The following is a 22,572-nucleotide window of genomic DNA, read 5'->3' on the forward strand; positions in this document are numbered from 1 at the left end:
ACGACACCGTCAACTTGGCGTCGTCCATGATTGGATACCATGCCACCGGCCGCTCCTGCATTCATCGCTGTGACGGCGTCCTCGGGACGCATCACCCCCTTGGCGTACACCGGCAGCCCCGATATTTCCTTGAGCCATTGGATGTCCTTCGGGGTAATGGATGTCGCGAGGTTGAGCGTCCAATCGGTCATATGTATGTTCGGGAAATTGCCGCTTGTCCCCTTCCCATGTGCAGTCAATGCCGTTGCGGAATCCGAAGTCGCGGCGATAACCCGGGCAGTCCAAAGTCAACATGAGTGCCTTGGCACCGGACGCCACGGAACGTTCGATGAAAGCCTCGGAAACCTTACGGTTATCGAACAGGTAGACCTGCTGCTGCCAATCGCCTTGTGCCTCAGCGGCGAAATGTTCTACGGGCTCTGATGCATTCGTCGGGTAGACGATGAACGTGCCCGCACGATTCATGCCGTTTTGTGAGGTAATCTCCCCATTCTTGCTAGCCAGCCGGTGGTATGCGGTAGGCGCTCCGAAAATCGGCGTGGAGATGGTACGCCCACCGATGGTGACAGACGTATCGATGTCCACCTACATTGTGGAACGCCCGCGGCAGGATACCGAAACGCCGCCACGCCAAGGCATCGATGTCACGCTGTCCGCCGTCGATATCTGCATTGCCGTCCTCATACTGCAATCCAGCTTCGGTCATGTTTGCCGTCGCCTGTGCGTGTATCGCGGCCCAATCCATATTCTCACGTCCTATCATCTGCTGTGCCGGCTGTCTGCGGTATCGTGGCATGCCGACTGTCATCTGTGATGGAGAGAACATTAGAGTGCGGGCGTAAGGAATACGAGTGACGTTCCGAGATGCGTCCCGGTCAGGATATCGCTTCTTTCGATAGCTTGTATTCGGTCCCATAATCGCCAAGGCCACAATCGCTGTGGCCGATGCCGGGCACATGCATGAGCAATGACAATGACTTACCGGGAATCACCGGGGGATGTACCGGGAATGACCGGAAGTTGTCGGGAATGGCCAAGATTGGCCGGAATGAGCGGGGAAATGAAAACGCCCCCAAGGATGACCTCAGGGGCGTTAACGCTACTTCAGCGTGTCAGGGAGTACCTGCGATATGCAGACTACTCGATGATCTTGGTCACACGACCGGAGCCGACGGTGTGGCCGCCTTCACGCACAGCGAAGGTGAGGCCCTCTTCCATGGCGACCGGCTGGATCAGCTCGACCGTGAAGGTCGCGTGATCGCCAGGCTGGACCATCTCGACGCCTTCCGGCAGGGTGATAACGCCGGTGACGTCGGTGGTGCGGAAGTAGAACTGCGGACGGTAGTTCGAGAAGAACGGCGAGTGACGGCCGCCCTCGTCCTTGGTCAGGACGTAGACTTCGCCCTCGAACTTGTGGTGCGGGGTCACGGAACCCGGAGCAGCCACGACCTGGCCACGCTCGACCTGGTCACGGTTGATGCCACGGAGCAGCAGACCGGTGTTGTCGCCAGCCTCGGCCTCGTCCATCTGCTTGTGGAAGGTCTCGATGGAGGTGACGGTGGTCGCCTGGGTGTCGCGCAGACCGACGATCTCCACGTTGGAGTTCACCGGGAGCTTACCGCGCTCAACACGGCCGGTCACCACGGTGCCACGGCCGGAGATGGTGAAGACATCTTCGATCGGCATCAGGAACGGCTTGTCGAGATCGTGGACCGGGGTCGGGATGTAGTCGTCGACGGCATCCATAAGATCCTTGATGGTCTGGACCCACTTCTCGTGATCCGGAGCATCGTCGTGCAGGGCGCCGTACGCGGAGGTACGGATGACCGGGCAGTCACGATCGAAGCCGTTCTCGTCGAGGAGGTCGCGGACCTCTTCTTCGACGAGGTCGATCAGCTCTTCGTCGTCAACCATATCGCACTTGTTCAGAGCGACCAGGATGCGCGGCACGCCGACCTGGCGAGCGAGCAGCACGTGCTCGCGAGTCTGAGCCATCGGGCCGTCGGTGGCGGCCACAACGAGGATGGCGCCATCCATCTGAGCAGCGCCGGTGATCATGTTCTTCACGAAGTCGGCGTGGCCAGGGCAGTCCACGTGAGCGTAGTGGCGCTTCGCGGTCTGGTACTCGATGTGGGCGATGTTGATGGTGATACCACGCTGCTTCTCTTCAGGAGCGGCGTCGATCTGGTCGAAGTCATACTCCGGGTTGAGATCCGGATACTCCTCGTGCAGCACCTTGGAGATGGCGGCGGTCAGGGTCGTCTTGCCGTGATCGACGTGGCCGATGGTGCCGATGTTAACGTGCGGCTTAGTACGCTCGTACTTTTCCTTTGCCATGTGTGTCCTCCTGGACGTCTCGTAGTTTGCCTGTGCGATCTTCGCACAAAGCACTCGCTACATATTACTGGGTTTCTGGGTTGTGTGCCACATCAGAGCCCGAACCCAGTCAACGCTTGTCTATTCTAGCGCTGACTGGGGACAGGGCAAGTCCGATGTGGCTCAGTGTGTCACTCGCCGCGCTGGGCCTTGATGATCTCGTCCGAGACGGCCTTCGGGACCTCTGCGTACGAATCCATCTGCATGGTGAACATTGCGCGACCCTGCGTCTTGGAACGCAGATCGCCGATGTAACCGAACATCTCGGAGAGCGGAACCTTCGCGTCGATGACCTTCACGCCGGTGGCGTCGGTCATGGACTGGATGGAGCCACGACGGGAGTTCAGGTCGCCCATGACGTCGCCCATGTACTCTTCCGGCGTACGGACTTCGACGGCCATAATCGGCTCGAGGATGACCGGCTTGGCCTTCGGAGCGGCTTCCTTGAAGCACATGGAGCCGGCGATCTTGAACGCCATTTCCGAGGAATCGACATCGTGGGTCTGGCCATCGGTGACGGTCGCCTTGACGCCGACCACCGGGAATCCGGCGAGCACGCCGGACTGCATGGCTTCCTGGACGCCAGCGTCGATTGCCGGGATGAACTCCTTGGTGATGTGGCCGCCGGTGACCTCGTTGACGAACTCGTAGGTCTTGCCGGAAGCCGGATCGATCGGCTCGAAGTTCATGAGCACCTTAGCGAACTGGCCGGAACCACCAGTCTGCTTCTTGTGGGTGTACTCCTGGTTCATGACGGCCTTGCGGATGGTCTCGCGGTACGCGACCTGCGGCTTGCCGACATTCGCCTCAACCTTGAACTCGCGACGCATACGGTCGACGATGATGTCGAGCTGAAGCTCGCCCATGCCGGAAATCAGCGTCTGGCCGGACTCTTCGTCGGTCTTGACGCGGAAGGTCGGATCCTCGTCGGACAGCTTCGCCAGAGCGATGCTCATCTTCTCCTGATCGGCCTTGGTCTTCGGCTCCACGGCGACCTCGATCACCGGGTCGGGGAAGGTCATGGAGGTCAGGGAGATCGGGTTCTTCTCATCGCACAGCGTATCGCCGGTCGTCACGTTCTTCAGACCGACGAAGGTGTAGATGTTGCCGGCTTCTGCAGCGTCGACCGGGTTCTCCTTGTCGGCGTGCATCTGGAAGATCTTGCCGATGCGTTCCTTCTTGTCCTTGGTGGAGTCGAGGACGGTGTCGCCGGGCTTGACGGAGCCGGAGTAGACGCGCACGAACACGAGCTTGCCGTAGAACGGGTGGGTCGAGATCTTGAAGACCAGCGCGGAGAACGGATCGTCCATAGTCGGCTTGCGATCGATTTCGACGGATTCGTCGCCGGGCTTGAAGCCCTTGATGGCCGGGATGTCCTCAGGGCTCGGCAGATAGTCGACGACTGCATCGAGCATCGGCTGCACGCCCTTGTCCTTGAACGCGGAACCGCAGGTCACCGGGAAGGCCTCGCGGGCGATGGTGAGCTTGCGGATCGCGGTACGGATCTCGTCCTCGGACATTTCGCCGGATTCGAGGTACTTCTCGAGCAGATCCTCATCGGTCTCGGCGCACGCGTCGAGCAGTTCGGCGCGATACTGTTCGGCCTTGTCCTTGAGATCATCCGGGATGTCGACGGTGTCGTAGTGCGCACCGAGATCATCCTTGACGTCGTTCCAGACGTAAGCCTTCATACGGACCAGGTCGACGACGCCGGCGAAGTCGTTCTCAGCGCCGATCGGCAGCTGAATGACGAGCGGCTTGACGCCCAGCTTGTCCTTGATGGTCTGCACGGAGTAGTAGAAGTCGGCGCCGAGCTTATCCATCTTGTTGATGAAGCAGATACGCGGAACCGAATACTTGTCAGCCTGACGCCACACGGTTTCGGACTGCGGTTCCACGCCTTCCTTGCCGTCGAAGACGGCGATGGCGCCATCAAGCACGCGCAGGGAGCGCTCCACCTCAGCGGTGAAGTCCACGTGGCCAGGGGTGTCGATGATGTTGATCTGGAACTCATCGTCCACGTCGTGGGTCTGACGATGCCAGAAGCAGGTGGTTGCAGCGGACTGAATGGTGATGCCGCGCTCCTGCTCCTGAGCCATGAAGTCCATCGTCGAAGCGCCATCGTGCGTCTCACCGATCTTGTAGTTCTTGCCGGTGTAGTACAGGATGCGTTCGGTGGTGGTTGTCTTACCGGCATCGATGTGAGCCATAATGCCGATGTTGCGGACCTTATGCAGGTCGGAAAGCACGTCCAGTGCCATAAGTGTTCCTTAGCTCTTGTTCTCTTCAGTCAATTACCAGCGGTAATGAGCGAACGCCTTGTTGGCCTCCGCCATCTTGTGGGTGTCCTCGCGACGCTTCACTGAAGCACCGAGACCGTTGGACGCGTCGAGAATCTCGTTGGCGAGGCGCTCGGCCATGGTCTTCTCGCGACGAGCGCGGGAGAAGTCGGTCAGCCAGCGCAGCGACAGCGTATTCGCGCGAGCAGGCTTCACTTCGACCGGGACCTGGTAGGTCGCACCGCCGACGCGGCGGGAACGGACCTCGAGGCTCGGGCGGATGTTGTCGAGTGCGCGCTTGAGCACAGCCACCGGCTCCTGATCGGTCTTCTCCTTGACCATATCAAGAGCTGAATACACGATGTCCTCAGCGATTGACTTCTTGCCGTCGAGCAGGATCTTGTTGATGAGCTGCGCCACAACGGTCGAACCGTAGATCGGATCGGGCAGCACCTGATGCTTCTTAGCGGGTCCTTTACGTGACATATCTCTTACTTCGCCTTCTTTGCTCCGTACAGGGAACGACCCTGCTTGCGGTCCTTGACGCCCTGGGTATCAAGCGCGCCACGCACGATGTGGTAACGCACGCCCGGCAGATCCTTCACACGGCCGCCGCGCACGAGCACGATGGAGTGCTCCTGCAGGTTGTGGCCTTCGCCGGGGATGTAAGCGGTGACTTCGATGCCCGAGCTCAGACGCACACGAGCGACCTTACGCAGAGCCGAATTCGGCTTCTTCGGGGTGGTGGTATACACACGGGTGCACACGCCACGGCGCAGCGGGCTTCCCTTCAGGGCCAAAGTCTTGGACTTCTTCGGCTTGGCCTTACGTCCCTTGCGGACAAGTTGTTCAATCGTAGGCAACTTCAGTTCTCCGATTCATTGATACTGTTGTTCAGGTGAAGCCGCCGCGCTGCAGCCCCATGCATCCGTTGATCGGAGACAAGAAACAGCCACAGTCCACCGGCCCGATGGCCCGTCTTCCTCCTGCCGCCACGTTACCGCGCGCAATCTAACGGATTCCGGGATATCCCAGCGCCCACGCCTGTTACATAAGGCATGCCGCTGGCACACACGGATTCCTACTATATCATCGGACTGGGTGCGACACGCCAGCGGAGATCATTGGAATATCGGGGCTTCGGACTGAGCAAAATCGTGTATGTGCTTGTCTGCCCAGAAGCATCTGAACATCAGCGACTTCGGCAGGCCGGGGCATCGGGAACCAACGGCATGGCTGATTTTTCGTCGCTGGCAATGCTGCGCGACCTTGGCCTGGTGAGTGCAGGAGAATATGCGAAAACCTGGCCGCCGGGCCATGAAGTCCCGGATTGGTGCGGGAGTTTATTGCGGTTGCGTCGATACGGCGGTATTCTCCCAGTAACGGCTTCAGAGGGTGATTTTCAGAATCGCGGATTTCCAACGTTCCTGTTGGGAGATCATCCGCGCGGCCAAGGATTTTCCATAATCTCCCAGCCTTCGTGTGGGAGTTTATGCGCTCATCAGGCGAATCCGGCAATTCCTTCGGAAAATCACTGCTCTAAGCACCACTGATACATGGCAAGCGGCGCCGCCGCTGTTGTCGCATCCCGACTCCCGGAAACAGCCACATCCAACAAGCCGCGGACGAATCCAGCGACTCTCCAGGCAAGCCCGCGCCAACACCACGACAACTTACAACCACACCATCCCGCACAAACTATCTACGCAAACACCGCCCTCAGCGTAACCAGTTTGGAAGAGACACCAGCCAGAGAACTGCCGAACACCACAACCAAACCTCTCTACAACCACCTCACGACCGCACCACCCCACACAAACCGTCTATGCAAACAAGCCTCCCAGCGTAACCAGTTTTGATGAGGGATGGCGGGCGGCGTGTGCATTGCCGGACCATCGGACACGTATTGCGGCCTACCTTTATTGTGGCTTGCCTCCATTGTGATCTATCCCTTTGCGACCTATCCCCTGATTGATTGTTGCCCGAAACCCAATATCCAAGAAAAAGGTGGCCCCCGCGATGCCTAACTGCATCTGCGGGGGCCACCTGGAAGGAGGTGATCATCATGTCCAACGCCGCGCCACCTTGCGCGGCAACCTAAACCTTATGCCATTCACCAACACAACATACCTAGCGCCTCATGCGCTTGTTACGCCAGCTGGCTTCAGCGGCCCGGCCTACCTTGCCGTACTGCCCGTGCCGCACATAATCATCACCAATATTCGGTTTTCGATATTCAATTATCTCGAAGGCGTTGCACCCGCCCTCGCGGGCTTGTGCTCCATTGGATCCCGTCGACTTGCTCGGCTGAATCCAACTCCGGCCTTCAGTTGCAATTATACCGGATTTCTCCGGTCTGGAAAGAAACGAAACGCCGAAGTTTCTTCGCGATGCGGGCATGTCAACCGCAACTGGCGACGCCGAGCAAAGCCCTGTGCGACAAGGGGTCGCACAATACGGGATTGCAAAGACCAATCACAGCCGGACAGCAGCACACAGATTGCGTCGATAAAACTCGGGACGTGCTCGCCGCAACCGCCGCGCAATCCAATCTCCTCTCTATCCATAATCACCGTGAGAATACGACTGCCATGCCCGCGATATTCACCAGGCTCGCGCATGCCAAACAGGACGATCCGGCAGCGGCGCCAGATACCCACCTTGTTCACGGGGATCGCGCTCCCCCGATTCTGAATTTCTCCGTGAGGATGCCTAAATCGCGGAGATATTCAGATAAATGTCTCAAAATCTCTCCATCAGGCGCAATTCCGCGATTTTTTAAGATTCCGCACCCATCCCCGGCACCGGCCGGCTTTGGCAAATCGTTGATATTTCGCGGTTTTTGATGATGACTCGAAGCAACCCGGATGAGCAACAATCTCAATATCTCTCGAAAATAACCTTGGGCGAGAGTTTTTCAGAGATTGTTCTGAACAACTCTGAGATTGAGGCCTCATCCGCGAGAAATTGAGATTTCAGACTTCGTTCTTGACTCACCTTGACGCTCCCGCCCTGGCGACGACCCGTTTCGTGTGCGGTGGACTACAGACAAGACAGCATGGCAGTTGCAGTGCGGATTGCCTGTGGTGACGGTAAGCGTATCAAGGGCGATTCACGAATACGGGACTGGATGCCGCCAGCTACCATAAGTGAGGATTCTGCCGATGGAGCCTGTGGACCGCCGGGAGAATATCCATGACCGGCATCAAGACGGATTATCTTCCGGATGATTGCAGGAGTTTATCGCGGATATGCGAATCCGGCTGTTTTCTCCTGAACACGATTTCAGCGGCGAATTCAGGGATCGCATGATTCCAACGTTTCCGTTGGGAAATCATCTTCGGAAGCGCCGGATTCCATAGAACTCCCATGTCTCGCGCGGGAGAACAGCACGAAATCGGGCAATCCGTAGGCTTCCCCCCTCCCTCGGTGCCGCCGAGCCTGATTCCGAGCAACCACCATGAACTTCCCTTCCTCCGGTAACCGCGGTTGTTCTGCTTCCACCGACGCTCACGGCACGCTCAGCGTCGGCAGAAGGTTGAAGGACGAACATGCGTTAAGCATGAATCTATGACCGGCCGGGACATGGCTGAACGCCGAGCAGAGTACGCACCGCACATGCCGGATCCCATCGTCACATTACGCGCGGCTCGGCCAATCGCCCTCACGAACTGGCTACGCTGACGGTGGCCCTAGCGTAACCAGTTTGTGAAAAGGGCAACAATCTGACACGCTGATGGCCGCTATGGCATCGTTTGCTCGAGGAACGACGACCTGACACGAACCGGCAACTACCCCATCGTAACCAGTTCGCGATAGGAACGACCCGACGCAGCAACGCGCTGTAGCTGCGCGGGCACAAGCCGGGAAGAAAAACGAAACCCCGGGCGAACCCGGGGTTGATGGGGTGGATAACGCGGCTCGAACGCGCGACCTTCTGAACCACAATCAGATGCTCTACCGGCTGAGCTATATCCACCATGTGGTGTCGAACCGAGGTGAACCTCGTTTCGCACAACAGTCAAAGACTATACACGATGTTCGGGACGTACGCTTCCCGGCGCGTCGTTTTTCCTGCAATCACAGAAATGCATGACACAGACCCCGGGAACTTCCGGCGCGTCGCTGCTGCCTGGGCATCCCGCAGCCGCAAAGTCCTGGCGTGCGATGCCCATTCACAACACCTTCGGCGAAAACATCCGTCCAAACGACACTGCAACGCAACGCACCACACCGCCCTGCCGTCTCGAGTCCTAACGCGCCGCACCCCTTCCACCGCCGTCGATGACACGACCACGACGCGCCAACACCACCACACGCCACCGCAACGCACCAACACACCTCGCACCACCATGAACCACCCCGCAGAAGTGGAACGACCGTGGCCGAACAGCACCGCATGCGCGATACCACTCGACCACGGTCGCGAATGACACCCCAAGCCGGGCAAGAGGAGTGCAGTGTATTGGACCCGGCTTAGGGCAGGCTTGATTGGGGTTACTCGGCGGTCACATCGTGCGCCATCTCGGCGAAGGCGTTGATGTAGGCGTCGCACGCGGCGTCGTCGTGAGCCACAGACAACGTCCATTCCTCCTCACGTCCCGGAGTCATGAACACGCCGCGGTTGGCCGCATACAGCCAGCAAAGCTGGTTCAAGTCGGTGCGCTGGCCCTGCTTGAAGGTCACATAGTCCACGATCTTGTGCGGAGAGAAGGTGACGCAGCCCTTGGCACCGAAACCGATGGAGTATCCCGGGAAGTCATACTTCTTGATGACTTCGGTGCAGCCTTCCATCAGGCGGTTGTTCAGATGATCGAACAGCTTGTAGGCTTCCGGAGTGAGCACCTTCTCGAGATTGGCACGGGCTGCCGCCACACACAGCGGGTTGCCGGAGTAGGTGCCGACCTGGTAGACTTCGCCGGATTCGACAACGCTCATCACCTCGTCGGTGCCGCCGATGGCGCCCATCGGCAGGCCACCGGAAATCGCCTTGGCCATGGTGACCATGTCCGGGGTCACGCCGAACAGCTTGGTGGCACCGCCAGGTCCAATGGTCAGGCCGGTCTTGACCTCATCGAAAATCAGCACGATGCCGTGACGCTTGGTGATTTCGCGCACCTTCTCGAGGTAGCCCGGCTCCGGAGGCACGATGGACATGTTCATCAGGCAGGCTTCCATGATGAGACAGGCAGGAGCCTCGTCATCGGTTTCCATCTCCCGGATGCGGGCCTCAAGCGCGTCAGCGTCGTTGAACGGAACCGGCACAGTCAGCGGAATCAGGGACTTCGGGATGCCGGCGCCGTACGGAATCTTCTTCAAGTGGTTCTTATCGCCGATGTTCTCGTAATCGCCGACGATAGAGATCATCACCGCGTCATGGTGACCGTGGTAGGAACCGAAGATCTTCATGATATGGTCGCGGTGCGTGTAGGCGCGAGCGATGCGGATTGCGTCCATTGTGGCCTCGGAACCGGAGTTGGTGAAACGCCACTTCGGCAGGCCGAACCGCTGGGTCAGTTCGTCAGCGACAACAAAATCATCTTCATCAGGAAGCGCGAAATGCGTGCCCTTCGGGAAACGCTCAGCGATGGCCTTGCCGATTTCCGGGTTGCCGTGGCCCTGCACCATGGCGCCGTAGCCGTTGTGGAAATCGTAGTATTCGTTGCCGTCCACATCCCACAGCTTGGAACCGCTGCCGTGATCGACGTAGATCGGCCACGGATCGCGCAGCTGGTAGGAGGAGGCGACGCCGTTGCACAGATGCTTGCGGGCTTCGTTATACATCTCGCGGGACTTGCCGAGTTTGGCGTTGAGTTTCTCACCTTCCTTGGCGGTGAGTTCCTTGATCCTGGCTTCACTGATGCTTGCCGTCATGTCGAATCCTTTCCTTCGGTAGTCTTGTGATGCGATTTTCGTTGCGTTCTATCGACTTGACTACGAATTTCGTACATTCATAGGTAAAACCCGCATTATTTCGTTGGGATTTCTGATTCCGGAACTGTTTTTCCGCTCGTAACAATTCGTCAACATGGATGTTCGCTTTCGAGGGGCGATTCGCAGCCGCGGTGAGCATCGTGTCGGGCTCGTCCAGATTGCGACCGATGGGAGATTTGTGGATTGGCCGGGAATACCAAGGATTTATGAGCCCCGATGCCGCGATCGACAATCAGCACCGGCGGTGTGAGCAAATCCTCACACGGACCGGCGGACAGACCATCCACGAAGCGATCGGGTGTGGGAAAGTGTCCGTCATGTGAGCGAATCCTCACATAACCACCCTCAAACCACCCCATCCACAACATCCGGCCCAACCAACCGGTCACTGTGTGAGCCAATCCTCACACATCGACGGATATGCAGCCTCCGGGACTGCAACCCGGACACATCAACCGCCTCCATGTGAGCCAATCCTCACACGATGACAGGCATGACGCCGGGTGGCGCGGAAGGCGGCACCACTGTCATCACACGCCAACCCGCCATTGCGCAATCGACACACCCCGCATCACGAACGAGCCCAAAGCCCAGTCAAGCACGCTCAGTCCAGTACTCCCCAAACACAACTATGGGTCATCCGGAGGTTTCCCCCGGATGACCCGATTGCCCCGCAACCACGCAAGACGCACAGCCGCACCCGACGCGCGGCAGGGGCGTTATGTTTGGGAGCGCACCCGTGCCCCCGCCGCGCAGACGCACGCGCATCACTGCTTGAAGTTCTCGAACAGCTGCGTGTAGTTGTCGTTGATGGCGTTCGAGCATGCCTTCTCAGTCACCGCATGCTTGAGCTCATCCGCGCTCGGCACGATCGTGTTGGACGACCGCATCTCGCTCGGCAGCAACGCATCGCCGCCCTTGAGCACAGACCCTGCGCCCGCGGATTCATCAATCGCTTCCTTGTTTTTCGGATCCAGCATGTAGTTGATGAAGGTCTTGGCTTGGTCGATGTTCTGCGCCCCCGCAGCGATTGCCATATTGTCCACGAACTGGGTGGTGCCGTCAGACGGGTAGACGAATTCGAGATCCTTATTCGACTGCTGCGCCTGGTAGGCGTCGTAACTCCAGATCATACCGATGACCTGCTCACCGGAAGCCAGACGATCCGCCACACCTTCCGAGCTGACGACGCCAACCTTTGACCGGTAGGACTGCAGCAGATCGTTCGCGTTCTGATAGGCGCGCGCATCGGTGGTGCACTGCTCGGAACCGACAGCGCGCAATGCCGCGTTGGTCACCTCGATGGAATCGTTGAGCAGCTGCGACTTGCCGTACTTCGATGACAGCGCGAAGAACTCCTTCCAACTGGTCGGCGCCGCGGACTTGGGGATTTTCTTGGTGTTGACCATGAATCCGGTGTAGCCCACCACATACGGTGCTGAATATTCGAGCTTGGGATCGTAGTACGGCGAGGAGAACTCCTTGGAGACATTCTTGCCGTTGGGCAGCTTGGACACATCGAATTTCACGAGCATATGCTCCTTGATGAGCTGGTAGACCATGTAGTCACTCGGCATCACGATGTCATAGCCGGACCCGCCTGTGGACTGCAACTTGGCTTCCAGCGCCTCGTTGCTTTCGAAAGTGTCCACGGTAAGCTTGATGCCGGTTTCCTTCTCGAATTTCTTGATGACATCATCCGGCATGTACCCGGCCCACGTGTAGATATGCAACTCGCCGCCGTGCGCCTCGTGGTACGCCCCGTTGGCGACGACATCAGTTGTGCGCGCGGAATCCGAGATACCGCCTGAGCATGCGGCAGACGACAGCAGGCCTGCGACAGCGAGCGCCATGCACGCCATGCGACGGAACGTCCTGCCCACGTGGCCACGACCGTACCCGCGACCACGACCGTGCCTGCTGCCACAGCCGCGCCCGCGCTCACGGTAGTCGGAATATGAATGATTGGAAGGGATAACAGCTGATGAGGTGCGCATATCGGCTCCTTTCTTCGATATGACGGCTGCATTCTGGCGCACGCCGTCGTTCAGTCGTCCTTGCGGTTGGTCAGGACCGAGGAGATGACGGTCACGATGACAGCGAGCAGGAGCAGAAGCGTGGCGACGACGTTGATGCTCGGGTTCACGCCCTTGCGGATAAGCGAGAAGATGTAAATCGGCAGTGTCGTCGTGCCTGCGGATGTCAGGAAGTTCGAGATCATGAAGTCATCCATCGAAATCACGAATGCCATAAGCGCGCCGGAGACGATGGCCGGGGCCAGCAGCGGCAGGGTGACGCGGCGGACCGTGGTGATTGGCGACGCGCCGAGATCCACTGCGGCTTCGAAACACGAGGTATCGATGGTCTGCAACCGCGCGCGCAACGGCATCACCACGAACGGGATGCAGAAGGTGGTGTGCGCGAGAATCAGTGGCAGCAATCCCGGCTTCAGGCCGATCATACGGATGAAGCCCATGGTTGCGACGCCGAGCACGACCTCTGGGATAATCAACGACGCGTTGATCAGCCAGCCGGCGAGCGCCGAACCCGCCCGTGACATCTGGTCCGCGGCGAGGATGAACAGCACACCGATGACCGTGGACAGAACCATCGCGATGACGGCGACTTCGAGCGAGGTCAGGGTCGCCGAGATGATTGCCGGATCGTGGAACACCGTACCGTACCAGGAGAAGGAGAACCCTTTCCACAGCAGCGCTTGACGACCGCCGTTGAAGGAGAACATCACAACCATGAGCATCGGCAGATACAGGAACAGAATGACAAGCACACTGATGAACGCGACGCCGGGGAAGGTTTTCAGCCGGTTTCGCCCGGAACGCCGAGTGCTCAGCGCCCGGTCGGGCTGCTTGTCTTCGAGCCATTGCGGCATCTGGGCGGACGCGTGTTCGCCACGTTCGTCGATGGTCCGTTCGACGATGGCGCCGAATTCCGCCGCGGTGCCGTAATCCATGTGGACGACCGGAGCGGTTTCGCCGTCGTGTGCCCCGGCGGCCGTGCGGATATCCGCTGCTTCCCCGGTATGCTTGATTTCCTTGTTGCTGCTAGTCATTGCACTCACCTCGTTCTGTTCATACCGCCATGCCGGCGTCACGCGCCGCTTTGCCGCCGCCGATGCTTGCCGCGACACCGCACAGCAACGTGATCAGCAGGATCACCGTGGACAATGCCGCGCCGAACGGCCAGTTGCGCGCTTCGGAGAACTGGGATGCGATCAGGTTGCCGAGCATGAGGACACGCCCGCCGCCAAGCAGCACGGGCTGCACGTAGGACCCGAAGGCCGGGATGAAGCACAACGCAATGGCTGAGGTGACGCCTGGTTTCGCGGCGCGCAGGATGATCCGCCGCATTACGGTGAGTTTGCGAGCGCCCAGGTCGTATGCGGCTTCGACCAGACGGAAGTCGAACCCGGACAGCGCCGAATACATCGGCATGATCGCGAACGGCAGGAAGGTGAATATCAAGCCGATTAGCGAGGCCCCCGACGTGTACAGCAGCTGTTTACTGCCTACGCCGATGAATTTCAAGAAGCCGTTGATCGGGCCGTTTTCGTTGAGGATGAGCATCCACGCGTAGGTACGGACGATGAGGTTCGTCCAGAACGGGATGTTGATCAGCAGCACCAGCAGGCGCTGGGTTGACGGCTTGCGTAACGACATCCACAGGGCGATAAAGAAGGACAGCACGATGCATATGAACGTGGTGATGAGCGCCTGCCACAACGAGGTGCCGAACACCTTGAGATACCGCGGGTCGAAGGAGGTGCGGCCCAGGAAATCGGTGGTGAACAGCAGCTTCTTGTAAGCGTTCGTGGAGAACTTGTAGACCACGCCGCCACCGACATCCGGCTGGCTCATGAAGGAGAACGCGACGATGACGCATATCGGGCCGAGTGTGAACAGCAGTCCGACGATAACGGCGGGAATCGAATACCAGTGCGAGAGCATGCCGGGCTTGATGCTGCCCGAGGCGGCGAACAGGGTGCGGCGGCGACGGGAAGTCGTCGCCCCACCGTTTTGCGAAGGCGCAGAAATCGGCGGATTGCTGCCGTCCAAAGCGGAAGAGGTTTCGCTCATCGTTCCACCACCCTCATATGGTCGGGGCTGACCGTCACACCGACCTTTGCACCGATTGTGAGCAGTTCGGAGTCAAAAGGCGGGTTGACGCGGATCTGCACGGGCGTGCCGTCGGCGAGACGGACATGGCAGCGGATGTCGGAGCCCATATAGGTCACGGTTTCCACGCTCGCCTGCAGACCGCCGTCCTTCGCCGCGCCAAGCGTAATGCGCTCGGGGCGGACGGCAGCGCTCACGGCCGCTCCCCTGCCATACTCGCTCAAGTCTTGTGTCACGGGGAAGATCTTGCCTTCGACCTCAACCGAGCCGGCATCATGCACAGTGGCGTCGAGGAAGTTGATATCGCCGATGAAGTCGGCGACGAACCGGTTGGCCGGCTTGTCGTAGATTTCCTCCGGGGTGCCAACCTGCTCGGGCTTGCCCTTGGAGAACACGGCGATATGGTCGGCCATCGACAGGGCTTCCTCCTGGTCGTGCGTGACGAAAATGAAGATGATGCCGGTCTCTCGCTGCAGACGCTTCAATTCGACTTGCATCTGACGACGCAACTTGAAATCAAGCGCGGACAGGGATTCATCAAGCAGCAGCACCTTCGGGCTTTTCGCAAGCGACCGGGCGAGCGCGACACGCTGCTGCTGGCCGCCGGACAGCTGGCTGGGCAGACGCTTGCCGATTTCGCTCAGATGTACCAGATCGAGCATCTCCTGCGTCTTGCGCTTGATGTAGTCCTTCGGCTTCTTTTCCATTTCCAAGCCGAAAGCGATGTTCTGTTCCACCGTCATATTGGGGAACAATGCGTAACTTTGGAATACGGTGTTGACCGGACGCTCGTATGGCGGCATCTCGTCGATGCGTTGGTCGCCCAAGTAGATTTCGCCGGCATCCAGGGTTTCCAGACCGCCGATGGACCGCAGCAGTGTCGTCTTGCCGCAACCGGAGGGGCCGAGCAGCACGAAGAATTCGCCGGCTTCGATGTTCAGGCTCACGTCGTCGATGGCGTGGACCAATTTGCCTTCCGCCGACCGGAAGGTCTTGCGGGCGCGGTTGATGGTCAGGCCGCTTTCTCTCAGTTCCACGTCCTTGTCGCGGCCGATGCGGACGCCGGTATCATCCGGCTGATGCGATTGGGCCGCAGATGATGACAGGACCGCATCCTGGACAGGTGATTGTGTCGTGGTCATCGCTCCTCCTTGGTAATTCGTCCGGTCATCCTGCGGCGCCTGTCCGCGGGACGCGTCACGTTCGTGTGTGGCTTGCGAGAACTTCGAGTTCGATAGCGTGCGTGGCTTGGTCTCTGCTGTTTTCGTTGTGATTCATCAAAGGTTGCGATGATTTCCGTTGCGTAAACGCAATATTGCGACTAAAAAAGCGGCGTAACGCGAAATTTTCCCCAAGGTCTCGCATCGTGAACAATGACCTGCTGTGATGGTCGTATGAGAGTTCAACATGACATGCGCGAGCCGTTCACGGCGGAGACACACGAGACACCGGACAATGAGACCAGCGCCGAGCAGCGCCGATCGCCGTCGCTACTTGACGAGACCAACAAGGCCATCATCCGCGAATTGCAGAAAAACGGACGCAAACCTTACGGGGCGATCGGCAAGGTCGTCGGCCTGTCCGAAGCCGCCGTGCGCGGGCGTGTGCAGCGGTTAGTCGAGACGGGAATCATCCAAATCGTCGCCGTCACGGACCCGGTCCAGCTCGGCTACCGCAGGCAGGCCATGATCGGAGTGAACACGAGCGGGGATCTGGACGCGCTCGCCGACCAGTTACGCGCAACCGACGGCATCGACTACATTGTCGCAGCGGCGGGGCGTTTTGACATGCTACTGGAGGTCTTCACCGCTGACGATGACGACCTGCTCGACCTGGTGATGCGCATCCGCAGGATCCCAGGCGTCGACCACACAGAAGTATTCACGTATTTGCGGCTTATCGAGCAACGGTACGATTACGGCGTGCGGTAATTATTACGCGCCGATACGGCGATTGCGTGCGACGAGCGGGAAGCGGGACGCACGAACGCATGTGGGCACGATCACCTGGGCACTCACGCCAGCGCGCAGGACGCGGGACGAGTCCCTGGGCACAGGGCAGGAACGACTGCTGGGGGTCGAACCGGCGACACGCGCCGACGCGCCCCGGGCGCACAGTGCAGGAACCGCACGATATCGACCTTTCTCGGGGTTCGTGTATCCATACCCGCGCAGAACATGCCCGAAAGCGCCCCAATCGGCACAACTTGACGACGTTGCCCGCATCTCCGCCGATTCATGCGCAGCCTTGGCCCCGGGGACTCAGAGTTATCCATGCATCCGGCAGACGCCGAGAACGACCACACGTCTCAATGTCTAACATGTGAGACACGTAATCATATCGTGGAATATTGCCGGATATTGCCGGCTGATTCCGGTGCGACGAAGCGGTCGGAAACCGATGGCCGGCATACCCCGGAACCGTGGGAACAATGACGTTTGCCGACGCCGATAGGTAGGCATGACGGCGAATCAGACCACCCCGACACGCAAGCGGCCGGCCGCCAGTGGTACGGCGACCGGCCATCATGCCGATACTGTCGAAGTGCGTCCAGCTCAGCGCGCAGCTTCAGTGATCAGCTTGTAGTTCGCGAACTCGCGGATACCAAGCGGGCCCATCTCACGGCCGAACCCGGAATTCTTCACGCCTCCGAACGGCAACTCCGCGGAATCGGCACCAGACTCGTTGATATACGTCATGCCGGATTCCAGACGGTCCGCAAACCGCAGCCCCTGCTCGCTATCGGTGGTGAACACGTAGGAGCCGAGACCATACGGCGAGTCGTTGGCGACCGCAATGGCCTCATCCTCGCTGGACACCCGGTAGAACTGGGCGACCGGGCCGAAGAATTCCGTATGACGTGCGGCCGAGCCTTCGGGAATGTCAGTCAGGATGGTCGCCGGGTAGAAGGCCCCGTCATGTTCGGTGCCGCCCAACACCACCGTCGCCCCGTCATCAATCGCGGCTTGCACCTGGGCTGCCAGACCGTCGGCGGCTGACGCGGAGCACAGGGGTGCAAGCTTGCGTTCCTTGGACACCGCGATGAACCGCTTCAAGAACTCGTCGTACAGCGAATCGATGATAATGAACCGTTTGGCGCCGTTGCAGATCTGACCGCTGTTCTCATACCGGGCATTCGCGCCAGCCTCGACCGCCGCATCCAGATCATCGACACTCATGACAATGAACGCGTCATTGCCGCCCAATTCGCATACGACCTTCTTCAACGCGGCACCGGCCTCCTGGGCGATCGCCTTGCCGGCACGCTCGGAACCGGTCAGGGACACACCGCGGACGCGCGGATCGGCGATGACCTTGGCGATCTGCTCGTTGGTGGCGTACATGTTGACGAACGCGCCCTTCGGGAAGCCCGCCTCGAGGAAAATCCGCTCCATCGCCGCCGACGACTTGGGGCACAGGGACGCGTGCTTGAGCATGATGGTATTGCCAAGCATCAGATTCGGTCCGGCGAACCGGGCGACCTGATAATACGGGTAATTCCACGGCATGACGCCGACCAGCGGGCCGATCGGCAGGTGCCGGATGAACGCCGTGCCCGCCGCAGCGCGGTCAATCGGCTCGTCGGCAAGGAACTCGGCGGCATGATCGGCATAGTATTCGAGAATCTCCGCCGAGAATTCAACCTCGACCAGCGCCTCGTCCATCAATTTGCCCATCTCATGGTTGATGATGGTGGCGAGTTCCTGCTGCTGGTCGCGATACGCCGCCACCGCCTTGCGCATCAACGCGGCACGCTGCTCGATGGTCGTGGTCCTCCCCCACGTGCGGTATGCTTCGTCGGCGGCATCCACCGCCGCGGCGACCTGCTCGTCGGTGAAGGTTTCAAAGCTTTCCTCGACCTGTCCGGTCGCCGGATTGGTCACTGCATATCTACTCATCGTGTCGCCTTTCGTTGTCATACTTCACGCCATACGCACCCCGAAAGGCAATCCCGTGCGTTTTTCGTTGCGCGAGCGCCTTTGGGATGCGTTTTTCTTCGCGTTTGGCGGCATGGTATGCGATTTTCGTATCATCGGCGTTACCGCAACATTGCGAAATGCAATCAGCGGACTGCATGACACGATTCCGAGCATGATGTCATACCCGCGCTCCCGAAGCGCGTCTGGCAGAAGCGGTCATGGGGTGGCGGGCGCAACGCTCCCACGCCCCGACCGTATGAAACCGCCCGAACCGGCAATGCGCCGATTACGGCGGATTCATCGTTCACAACCTGCCATCGAAGTCGGCGATCGCCTCGCGTTCCATGGCGACGAATTTGCGCACGCATGACTCGATGGAATACTCCTCACGCGTGTGCTCGGCATAGACGGCGCCCCAACGGCTTAATTCATCGGGGTGATCAATCCACCAGTCGATGCGCTGGGCGAGCATGGCCGGGTCTTGGGCTTCGAACAGCGAATGGTCACACAATGCGAACTGACCGGCGGCGCTCTGCGTGGACCTGGCGATGACGGGCACAAGTCCGGAGGCCATGCCCTCCAGAACGCTCAACGATTCGATATCAACAATCGAAGGGTGCACCAGCAGATCGCATGAACGCAGGAATACGGGCATCTGCGCATTGTCATGGAAACCGATCGACCAACGTCCGGGCAGCAATTGTGCCGCCATTCGCCGCAGTTCATGTTGCAACGGCCCGGTGCCGCAAATCGACAATTCGATATCCTCAGCATGCCGGCTCAACGCGACCGCCCGAATCAGCGTCACATGGTCCTTCTCGCTGGCTAGACGCCCCGAAGCGACGATTCTGAACGGTCTTGGGGACGGCGAACCGGGTTCACGCTGCTGTTTGGCGGTGAATCTGGGCGAATAGCCGTTGGAGATCACATGCAGTCGCTGCCGGTAGCCATGCGCCCGCAACTGCGTGGCGATCATATGCGAGGGCGTGTGGATATGCCGGATATGCCGGTACAGCATGCGGTCGAACAGCCGGTAGATGAACGCCGAAGCGCCGGGGATATACCGCAACGGCCCCGCCGAATACAGAACGTTCTCCGGCTGCAAGTGAAATCCGGCAGTGGCGGGGATTCCCATCTCATGTGCGGTCCGCACCGCCATGCGACCGTATTTGAACGGCAGGTACACGTGGACCACATCCGCGCCCCCAAACGCCTTGCGGAACATCGCCCGGTCCGGCTGTGCGAATTGCATCTGCTGTTTCGCCGCGATCCAAGAGACCAACGGGATGTGACGCACACGAATCGGATACTCGGGCGAACCAATACCGACCAGACGGACCGTATGGCCTTGCCGGCGAAGCTCCCCGGCATACTGCAACGCCGAATTCGACGTGCCGTTGCCCTCATTGCCCGCGGTGTCGACGACCAGCGCGATGACCAGCGGGCGGCCGGCATCCTCGGTGCTGCCAGCCGTCACAGAAAACTCCTGATTCTTCATGCTCATACCGGTATCGTAAGCCTCAAGCCCCACGAAGCCGGAATGCCACGCCGATTACCGTACCGTGACAGTCAGCGCATCGGCGACGCGTCCGGCCTTGGCGCAGGCGTCATCGGCGCTGTCCCCGATGGCGAGTGCCACGGCCATGCGACGATGCCCGTGGACTTCCGGTTTGTTGAAAATCCGCAGGTTGGTGTCCGGCTCGGCGAGCGCCTGTGGCACATTCGAGAAAATCGCTCGGCCGTCGCCTTCGACGACGATGGCATGGCTCGCGCCAACCTGCCCGTCGCCGAGCGCCAAATCGACATGCTCCTGGCTGACCGGAATACCGAGAACCGCCCGCGCGTGGAGCGCGAATTCGCTCAGCCGTTGGGAAATCATGGTCACCATGCCGGTGTCGTGCGGACGCGGGGAGACCTCATTGAACAGCACCGAACCGTCGGTGAGGACGAACAGTTCGACACCGAACACGCCCCAGCCGCGCTCGCCGTGCTCGTGCGCGTCGGCGACCAGCCCTTCGACACAACGGCGTGCCAGGTCTTTCGCGATTCTCAAGGTGTCCGGGTTGACAGCCGCCGGCTGCCAGGATTCGCGGTAATCGCCGCTTTCCTGACGCTGCCCGATCGGAGTGCAGGTGACGACACCCGCGGACGAGCTGACGGTCAGCACGGTCAGCTCATAATCAAGTGGTGCGAGCGCTTCGACGATAACGCGGGAAATGCCGCCTTCGCCCGCCGCACGACGACCGACCTGCGCCTCATGCCAGGCGGCGTCGATGGCATCCGGGGTGCGTACAACAGACTGGCCGTGACCGGAAGAGCTCATAATCGGCTTGACGACGCACGGGTAACCTATGGTTTGCGCGCCGGCACGCAGTTCCTCGAGCGACCCAGCGAAACGGTAGGGTGTGGTCGGCAGCCCAAGTTTCTCGTGGGCGAGCACGCGCAGGCGCTCGCGGTCCATGCAGATGGCGGCGATGCCGGCGCTCGGCACGACTTGCACGCCTTTTGCGGCGACGGCATCCAGTTCGGACGTGGCGATCGCTTCGACTTCAGGGATGACGATATCCGGCTTGATTTCGGCGAACAGGGCGTCCAGCTGCTCAGGATTGGCCATATCGAGGACACGGTATTCGTGGGCGACCTGCTGTGCCGGGGCGCCTTCGTAGCTGTCGGCGGCGCACACCCACGCGCCCAGGCGCATGAGTTCGATGGCGATTTCGCGGCCAAGCTCACCGGAGCCAAGCAGCAGAACCTTGGTGCGCGCGGCGTCGGCAGATCGGTCGAGCGGGGTACCAAGCCGCGGATCGGCTGGCGTCGCGACGGAGGCTGATTGTGATGCACTGGACTGGCTTGCGTTGACTGTGGCTTCGGCGTAATCACTCATACCCGTCATCTTGCCATCGGGGGTTGTCAGAACTGTTGCCGACGGTGTTGCCCGGCTCCGAATCGAACCCGTTTGCCGCCGCGCCGATACCGGATAGGCAACCAGGCGATTCTCGGGCGATACCGCCCCCACGCCGTGCCGCCCGATGTAGCCGGCGCTTGGTATCCTGTCCACCGTATATACCCCCAATCCATCTCGTGCTTACGAGGAAGGCGAGTCATGCAGAAACTGGAAAAGCTCTATGAGGGCAAGGCCAAAAAAATGTATGCGACCGACGATCCCGACGTTCTGTGGGTCGAATACATGAACCAGGCGACGGCCGGCAACGGCGCGAAGAAGGCGCAGATCGCCGGTAAGGGCAACCTGAACAACCACATCACCTCCGTGATTTTCGAACTGCTCAAGGCTCGCGGCATCGACAGCCACTTCATCAAGCGCCTGTCCGACACCGAACAGCTGGTGCGCAAGATGACCATGTACCCGCTGGAAATCATCATGCGCAACACCGCCGCCGGCTCCTTCGCCAAGCGGTACGGTGTCAAGGAAGGTACGCCGCTGAAGAAGCCGATCCTCGAATTCTGTCTGAAGTCCGATGAACTGGGCGACCCGTTCATCAACGATGACGGCATCGTCGCCCTCGGCTTGGCTTCCGAGGAAGAGCTCGCCGAGATCTCCCGTCAGGCGCGCGCCGTCAACGAAGCGCTCAAGGACATCTTCTCCAAGATCGACGTGCAGCTCGTCGATTTCAAGATCGAGGAAGGCAAAACCTCCGACGGCACGATTCTGCTGGCCGACGAGATCACACCCGACACCTGCCGTCTGTGGGATTTGAAGGATCACAGCGGCAAGATCGAGCATCTTGACAAGGATCTGTTCCGCCGCGATCTGGGCAACATCATCCCCGCATACGAGGAGATTTACAGCCGCCTCAAGCAGCTCGCCGATTCCGAAGGCGTCAAGGACGCCGAGTGAGCCCGGGCCCGCACCGGTTTTCCGATGCGGGCCACATTTTTCGGATGCGCCGCGCAAGGCGAACACACCCACGC

Annotated in this window: 17 protein-coding genes, 1 tRNA gene and 2 pseudogenes; 4 read left to right on the top strand and 16 right to left on the bottom strand. The window is 59.9% G+C overall.

All coding sequences use genetic code 11. From position 1 onward, the window contains the following. Positions 1-11: 11 nt before the first annotated feature. Together ACZ41G_RS05580 and ACZ41G_RS05585 are read right to left on the bottom strand one after the other, a co-directional pair. Positions 12-191 (bottom strand): annotated as a pseudogene (locus ACZ41G_RS05580) (alpha-hydroxy-acid oxidizing protein); the annotation flags it as partial. 100 nt (positions 192-291) lie between these two features. Then, positions 292-585: pseudogene (locus ACZ41G_RS05585) on the bottom strand (alpha-hydroxy-acid oxidizing protein); the annotation flags it as partial. On the opposite strand from ACZ41G_RS05585, the gene ACZ41G_RS05590 reads away from it, so the two are divergent. Next, positions 578-814 (top strand): hypothetical protein, encoded by a 237-nt coding sequence (locus tag ACZ41G_RS05590; RefSeq protein WP_464144852.1) that lies wholly within the window; start codon positions 578-580, stop codon positions 812-814. The pseudogene ACZ41G_RS05585 and the gene ACZ41G_RS05590 overlap by 8 nt on opposite strands. A gap of 323 nt (positions 815-1,137) precedes the next feature. Here ACZ41G_RS05590 and tuf read toward each other — a convergent pair whose 3' ends face one another. The 4 genes from tuf to rpsL all read right to left on the bottom strand — a co-directional run bounded on the left by tuf (position 1,138) and on the right by rpsL (position 5,518). After that, positions 1,138-2,337, bottom strand: a complete 1,200-nt coding sequence (gene tuf, locus ACZ41G_RS05595) for an elongation factor Tu (protein WP_033507257.1) — start codon at positions 2,335-2,337, stop codon at positions 1,138-1,140. 170 nt (positions 2,338-2,507) lie between these two features. Then, a complete protein-coding gene (gene fusA, locus ACZ41G_RS05600; RefSeq protein ID WP_033507258.1) occupies positions 2,508-4,637 on the bottom strand; it encodes an elongation factor G in 2,130 nt (709 codons plus the stop codon). 33 nt (positions 4,638-4,670) lie between these two features. Beyond that, positions 4,671-5,141, bottom strand: coding sequence for a 30S ribosomal protein S7 (gene rpsG, locus ACZ41G_RS05605; protein WP_015450699.1), 471 nt, complete (start codon positions 5,139-5,141; stop codon positions 4,671-4,673). A gap of 5 nt (positions 5,142-5,146) precedes the next feature. Next, positions 5,147-5,518, bottom strand: coding sequence for a 30S ribosomal protein S12 (gene rpsL / locus ACZ41G_RS05610; RefSeq protein WP_004269067.1), 372 nt, complete (start codon positions 5,516-5,518; stop codon positions 5,147-5,149). Positions 5,519-5,713: 195 nt separating this feature from the next. Here rpsL and ACZ41G_RS05615 point away from each other — a divergent pair, with 195 nt between their 5' ends. Beyond that, complete coding sequence (locus ACZ41G_RS05615; RefSeq protein ID WP_464144854.1) at positions 5,714-6,208, top strand: hypothetical protein; 495 nt, start codon at positions 5,714-5,716, stop codon at positions 6,206-6,208. Positions 6,209-6,991: 783 nt separating this feature from the next. Here ACZ41G_RS05615 and ACZ41G_RS05620 read toward each other — a convergent pair. From ACZ41G_RS05620 to ACZ41G_RS05650, 7 genes are all read right to left on the bottom strand, one after another. After that, positions 6,992-7,324, bottom strand: coding sequence for a hypothetical protein (locus ACZ41G_RS05620; protein ID WP_464144856.1), 333 nt, complete (start codon positions 7,322-7,324; stop codon positions 6,992-6,994). Between the two features lie 1,234 nt (positions 7,325-8,558). Beyond that, positions 8,559-8,634 (bottom strand) — tRNA-His (locus tag ACZ41G_RS05625). 518 nt (positions 8,635-9,152) lie between these two features. After that, the gene (locus tag ACZ41G_RS05630; RefSeq protein WP_029576028.1) at positions 9,153-10,529 is read right to left on the bottom strand and encodes an aspartate aminotransferase family protein; all 1,377 of its coding nucleotides are present in this window, start codon (positions 10,527-10,529) and stop codon (positions 9,153-9,155) included. An 827-nt stretch (positions 10,530-11,356) separates the two neighbouring features. Next, a complete protein-coding gene (locus tag ACZ41G_RS05635) occupies positions 11,357-12,472 on the bottom strand; it encodes an ABC transporter substrate-binding protein (RefSeq protein WP_464144858.1) in 1,116 nt (371 codons plus the stop codon). 164 nt (positions 12,473-12,636) lie between these two features. Beyond that, positions 12,637-13,659: an ABC transporter permease gene (locus ACZ41G_RS05640; protein ID WP_052400987.1), complete on the bottom strand. Its 1,023-nt coding sequence runs from the start codon at positions 13,657-13,659 to the stop codon at positions 12,637-12,639. 19 nt (positions 13,660-13,678) lie between these two features. After that, positions 13,679-14,683, bottom strand: a complete 1,005-nt coding sequence (locus ACZ41G_RS05645; RefSeq protein ID WP_464144861.1) for an ABC transporter permease — start codon at positions 14,681-14,683, stop codon at positions 13,679-13,681. Next, positions 14,680-15,864 (bottom strand): ABC transporter ATP-binding protein, encoded by a 1,185-nt coding sequence (locus tag ACZ41G_RS05650; protein ID WP_081966524.1) that lies wholly within the window; start codon positions 15,862-15,864, stop codon positions 14,680-14,682. Before ACZ41G_RS05650 ends, ACZ41G_RS05645 begins: the two co-directional genes overlap by 4 nt. A gap of 252 nt (positions 15,865-16,116) precedes the next feature. Here ACZ41G_RS05650 and ACZ41G_RS05655 point away from each other — a divergent pair, with 252 nt between their 5' ends. Further along, positions 16,117-16,653, top strand: coding sequence for an Lrp/AsnC family transcriptional regulator (locus ACZ41G_RS05655; RefSeq protein WP_239646901.1), 537 nt, complete (start codon positions 16,117-16,119; stop codon positions 16,651-16,653). A gap of 624 nt (positions 16,654-17,277) precedes the next feature. Here ACZ41G_RS05655 and ACZ41G_RS05660 read toward each other — a convergent pair. From ACZ41G_RS05660 to purT, 3 genes are all read right to left on the bottom strand, one after another. Further along, positions 17,278-18,621, bottom strand: coding sequence for an NAD-dependent succinate-semialdehyde dehydrogenase (locus ACZ41G_RS05660; protein WP_464144862.1), 1,344 nt, complete (start codon positions 18,619-18,621; stop codon positions 17,278-17,280). Positions 18,622-18,946: 325 nt separating this feature from the next. Next, a complete protein-coding gene (locus tag ACZ41G_RS05665; protein ID WP_464144863.1) occupies positions 18,947-20,146 on the bottom strand; it encodes a glycosyltransferase in 1,200 nt (399 codons plus the stop codon). Positions 20,147-20,194: 48 nt separating this feature from the next. Further along, positions 20,195-21,526 carry a formate-dependent phosphoribosylglycinamide formyltransferase gene (gene purT, locus ACZ41G_RS05670; protein ID WP_464144865.1) on the bottom strand — a complete coding sequence of 444 codons (1,332 nt, stop codon included), beginning with the start codon at positions 21,524-21,526 and terminating at the stop codon, positions 20,195-20,197. 219 nt (positions 21,527-21,745) lie between these two features. Between purT and purC the strand changes: the two genes are divergently transcribed. Next, the gene (gene purC / locus ACZ41G_RS05675) at positions 21,746-22,498 is read left to right on the top strand and encodes a phosphoribosylaminoimidazolesuccinocarboxamide synthase (RefSeq protein ID WP_015450712.1); all 753 of its coding nucleotides are present in this window, start codon (positions 21,746-21,748) and stop codon (positions 22,496-22,498) included. Positions 22,499-22,572 lie beyond the last annotated feature (74 nt).

Source organism: Bifidobacterium porcinum (genome assembly GCF_055378475.1).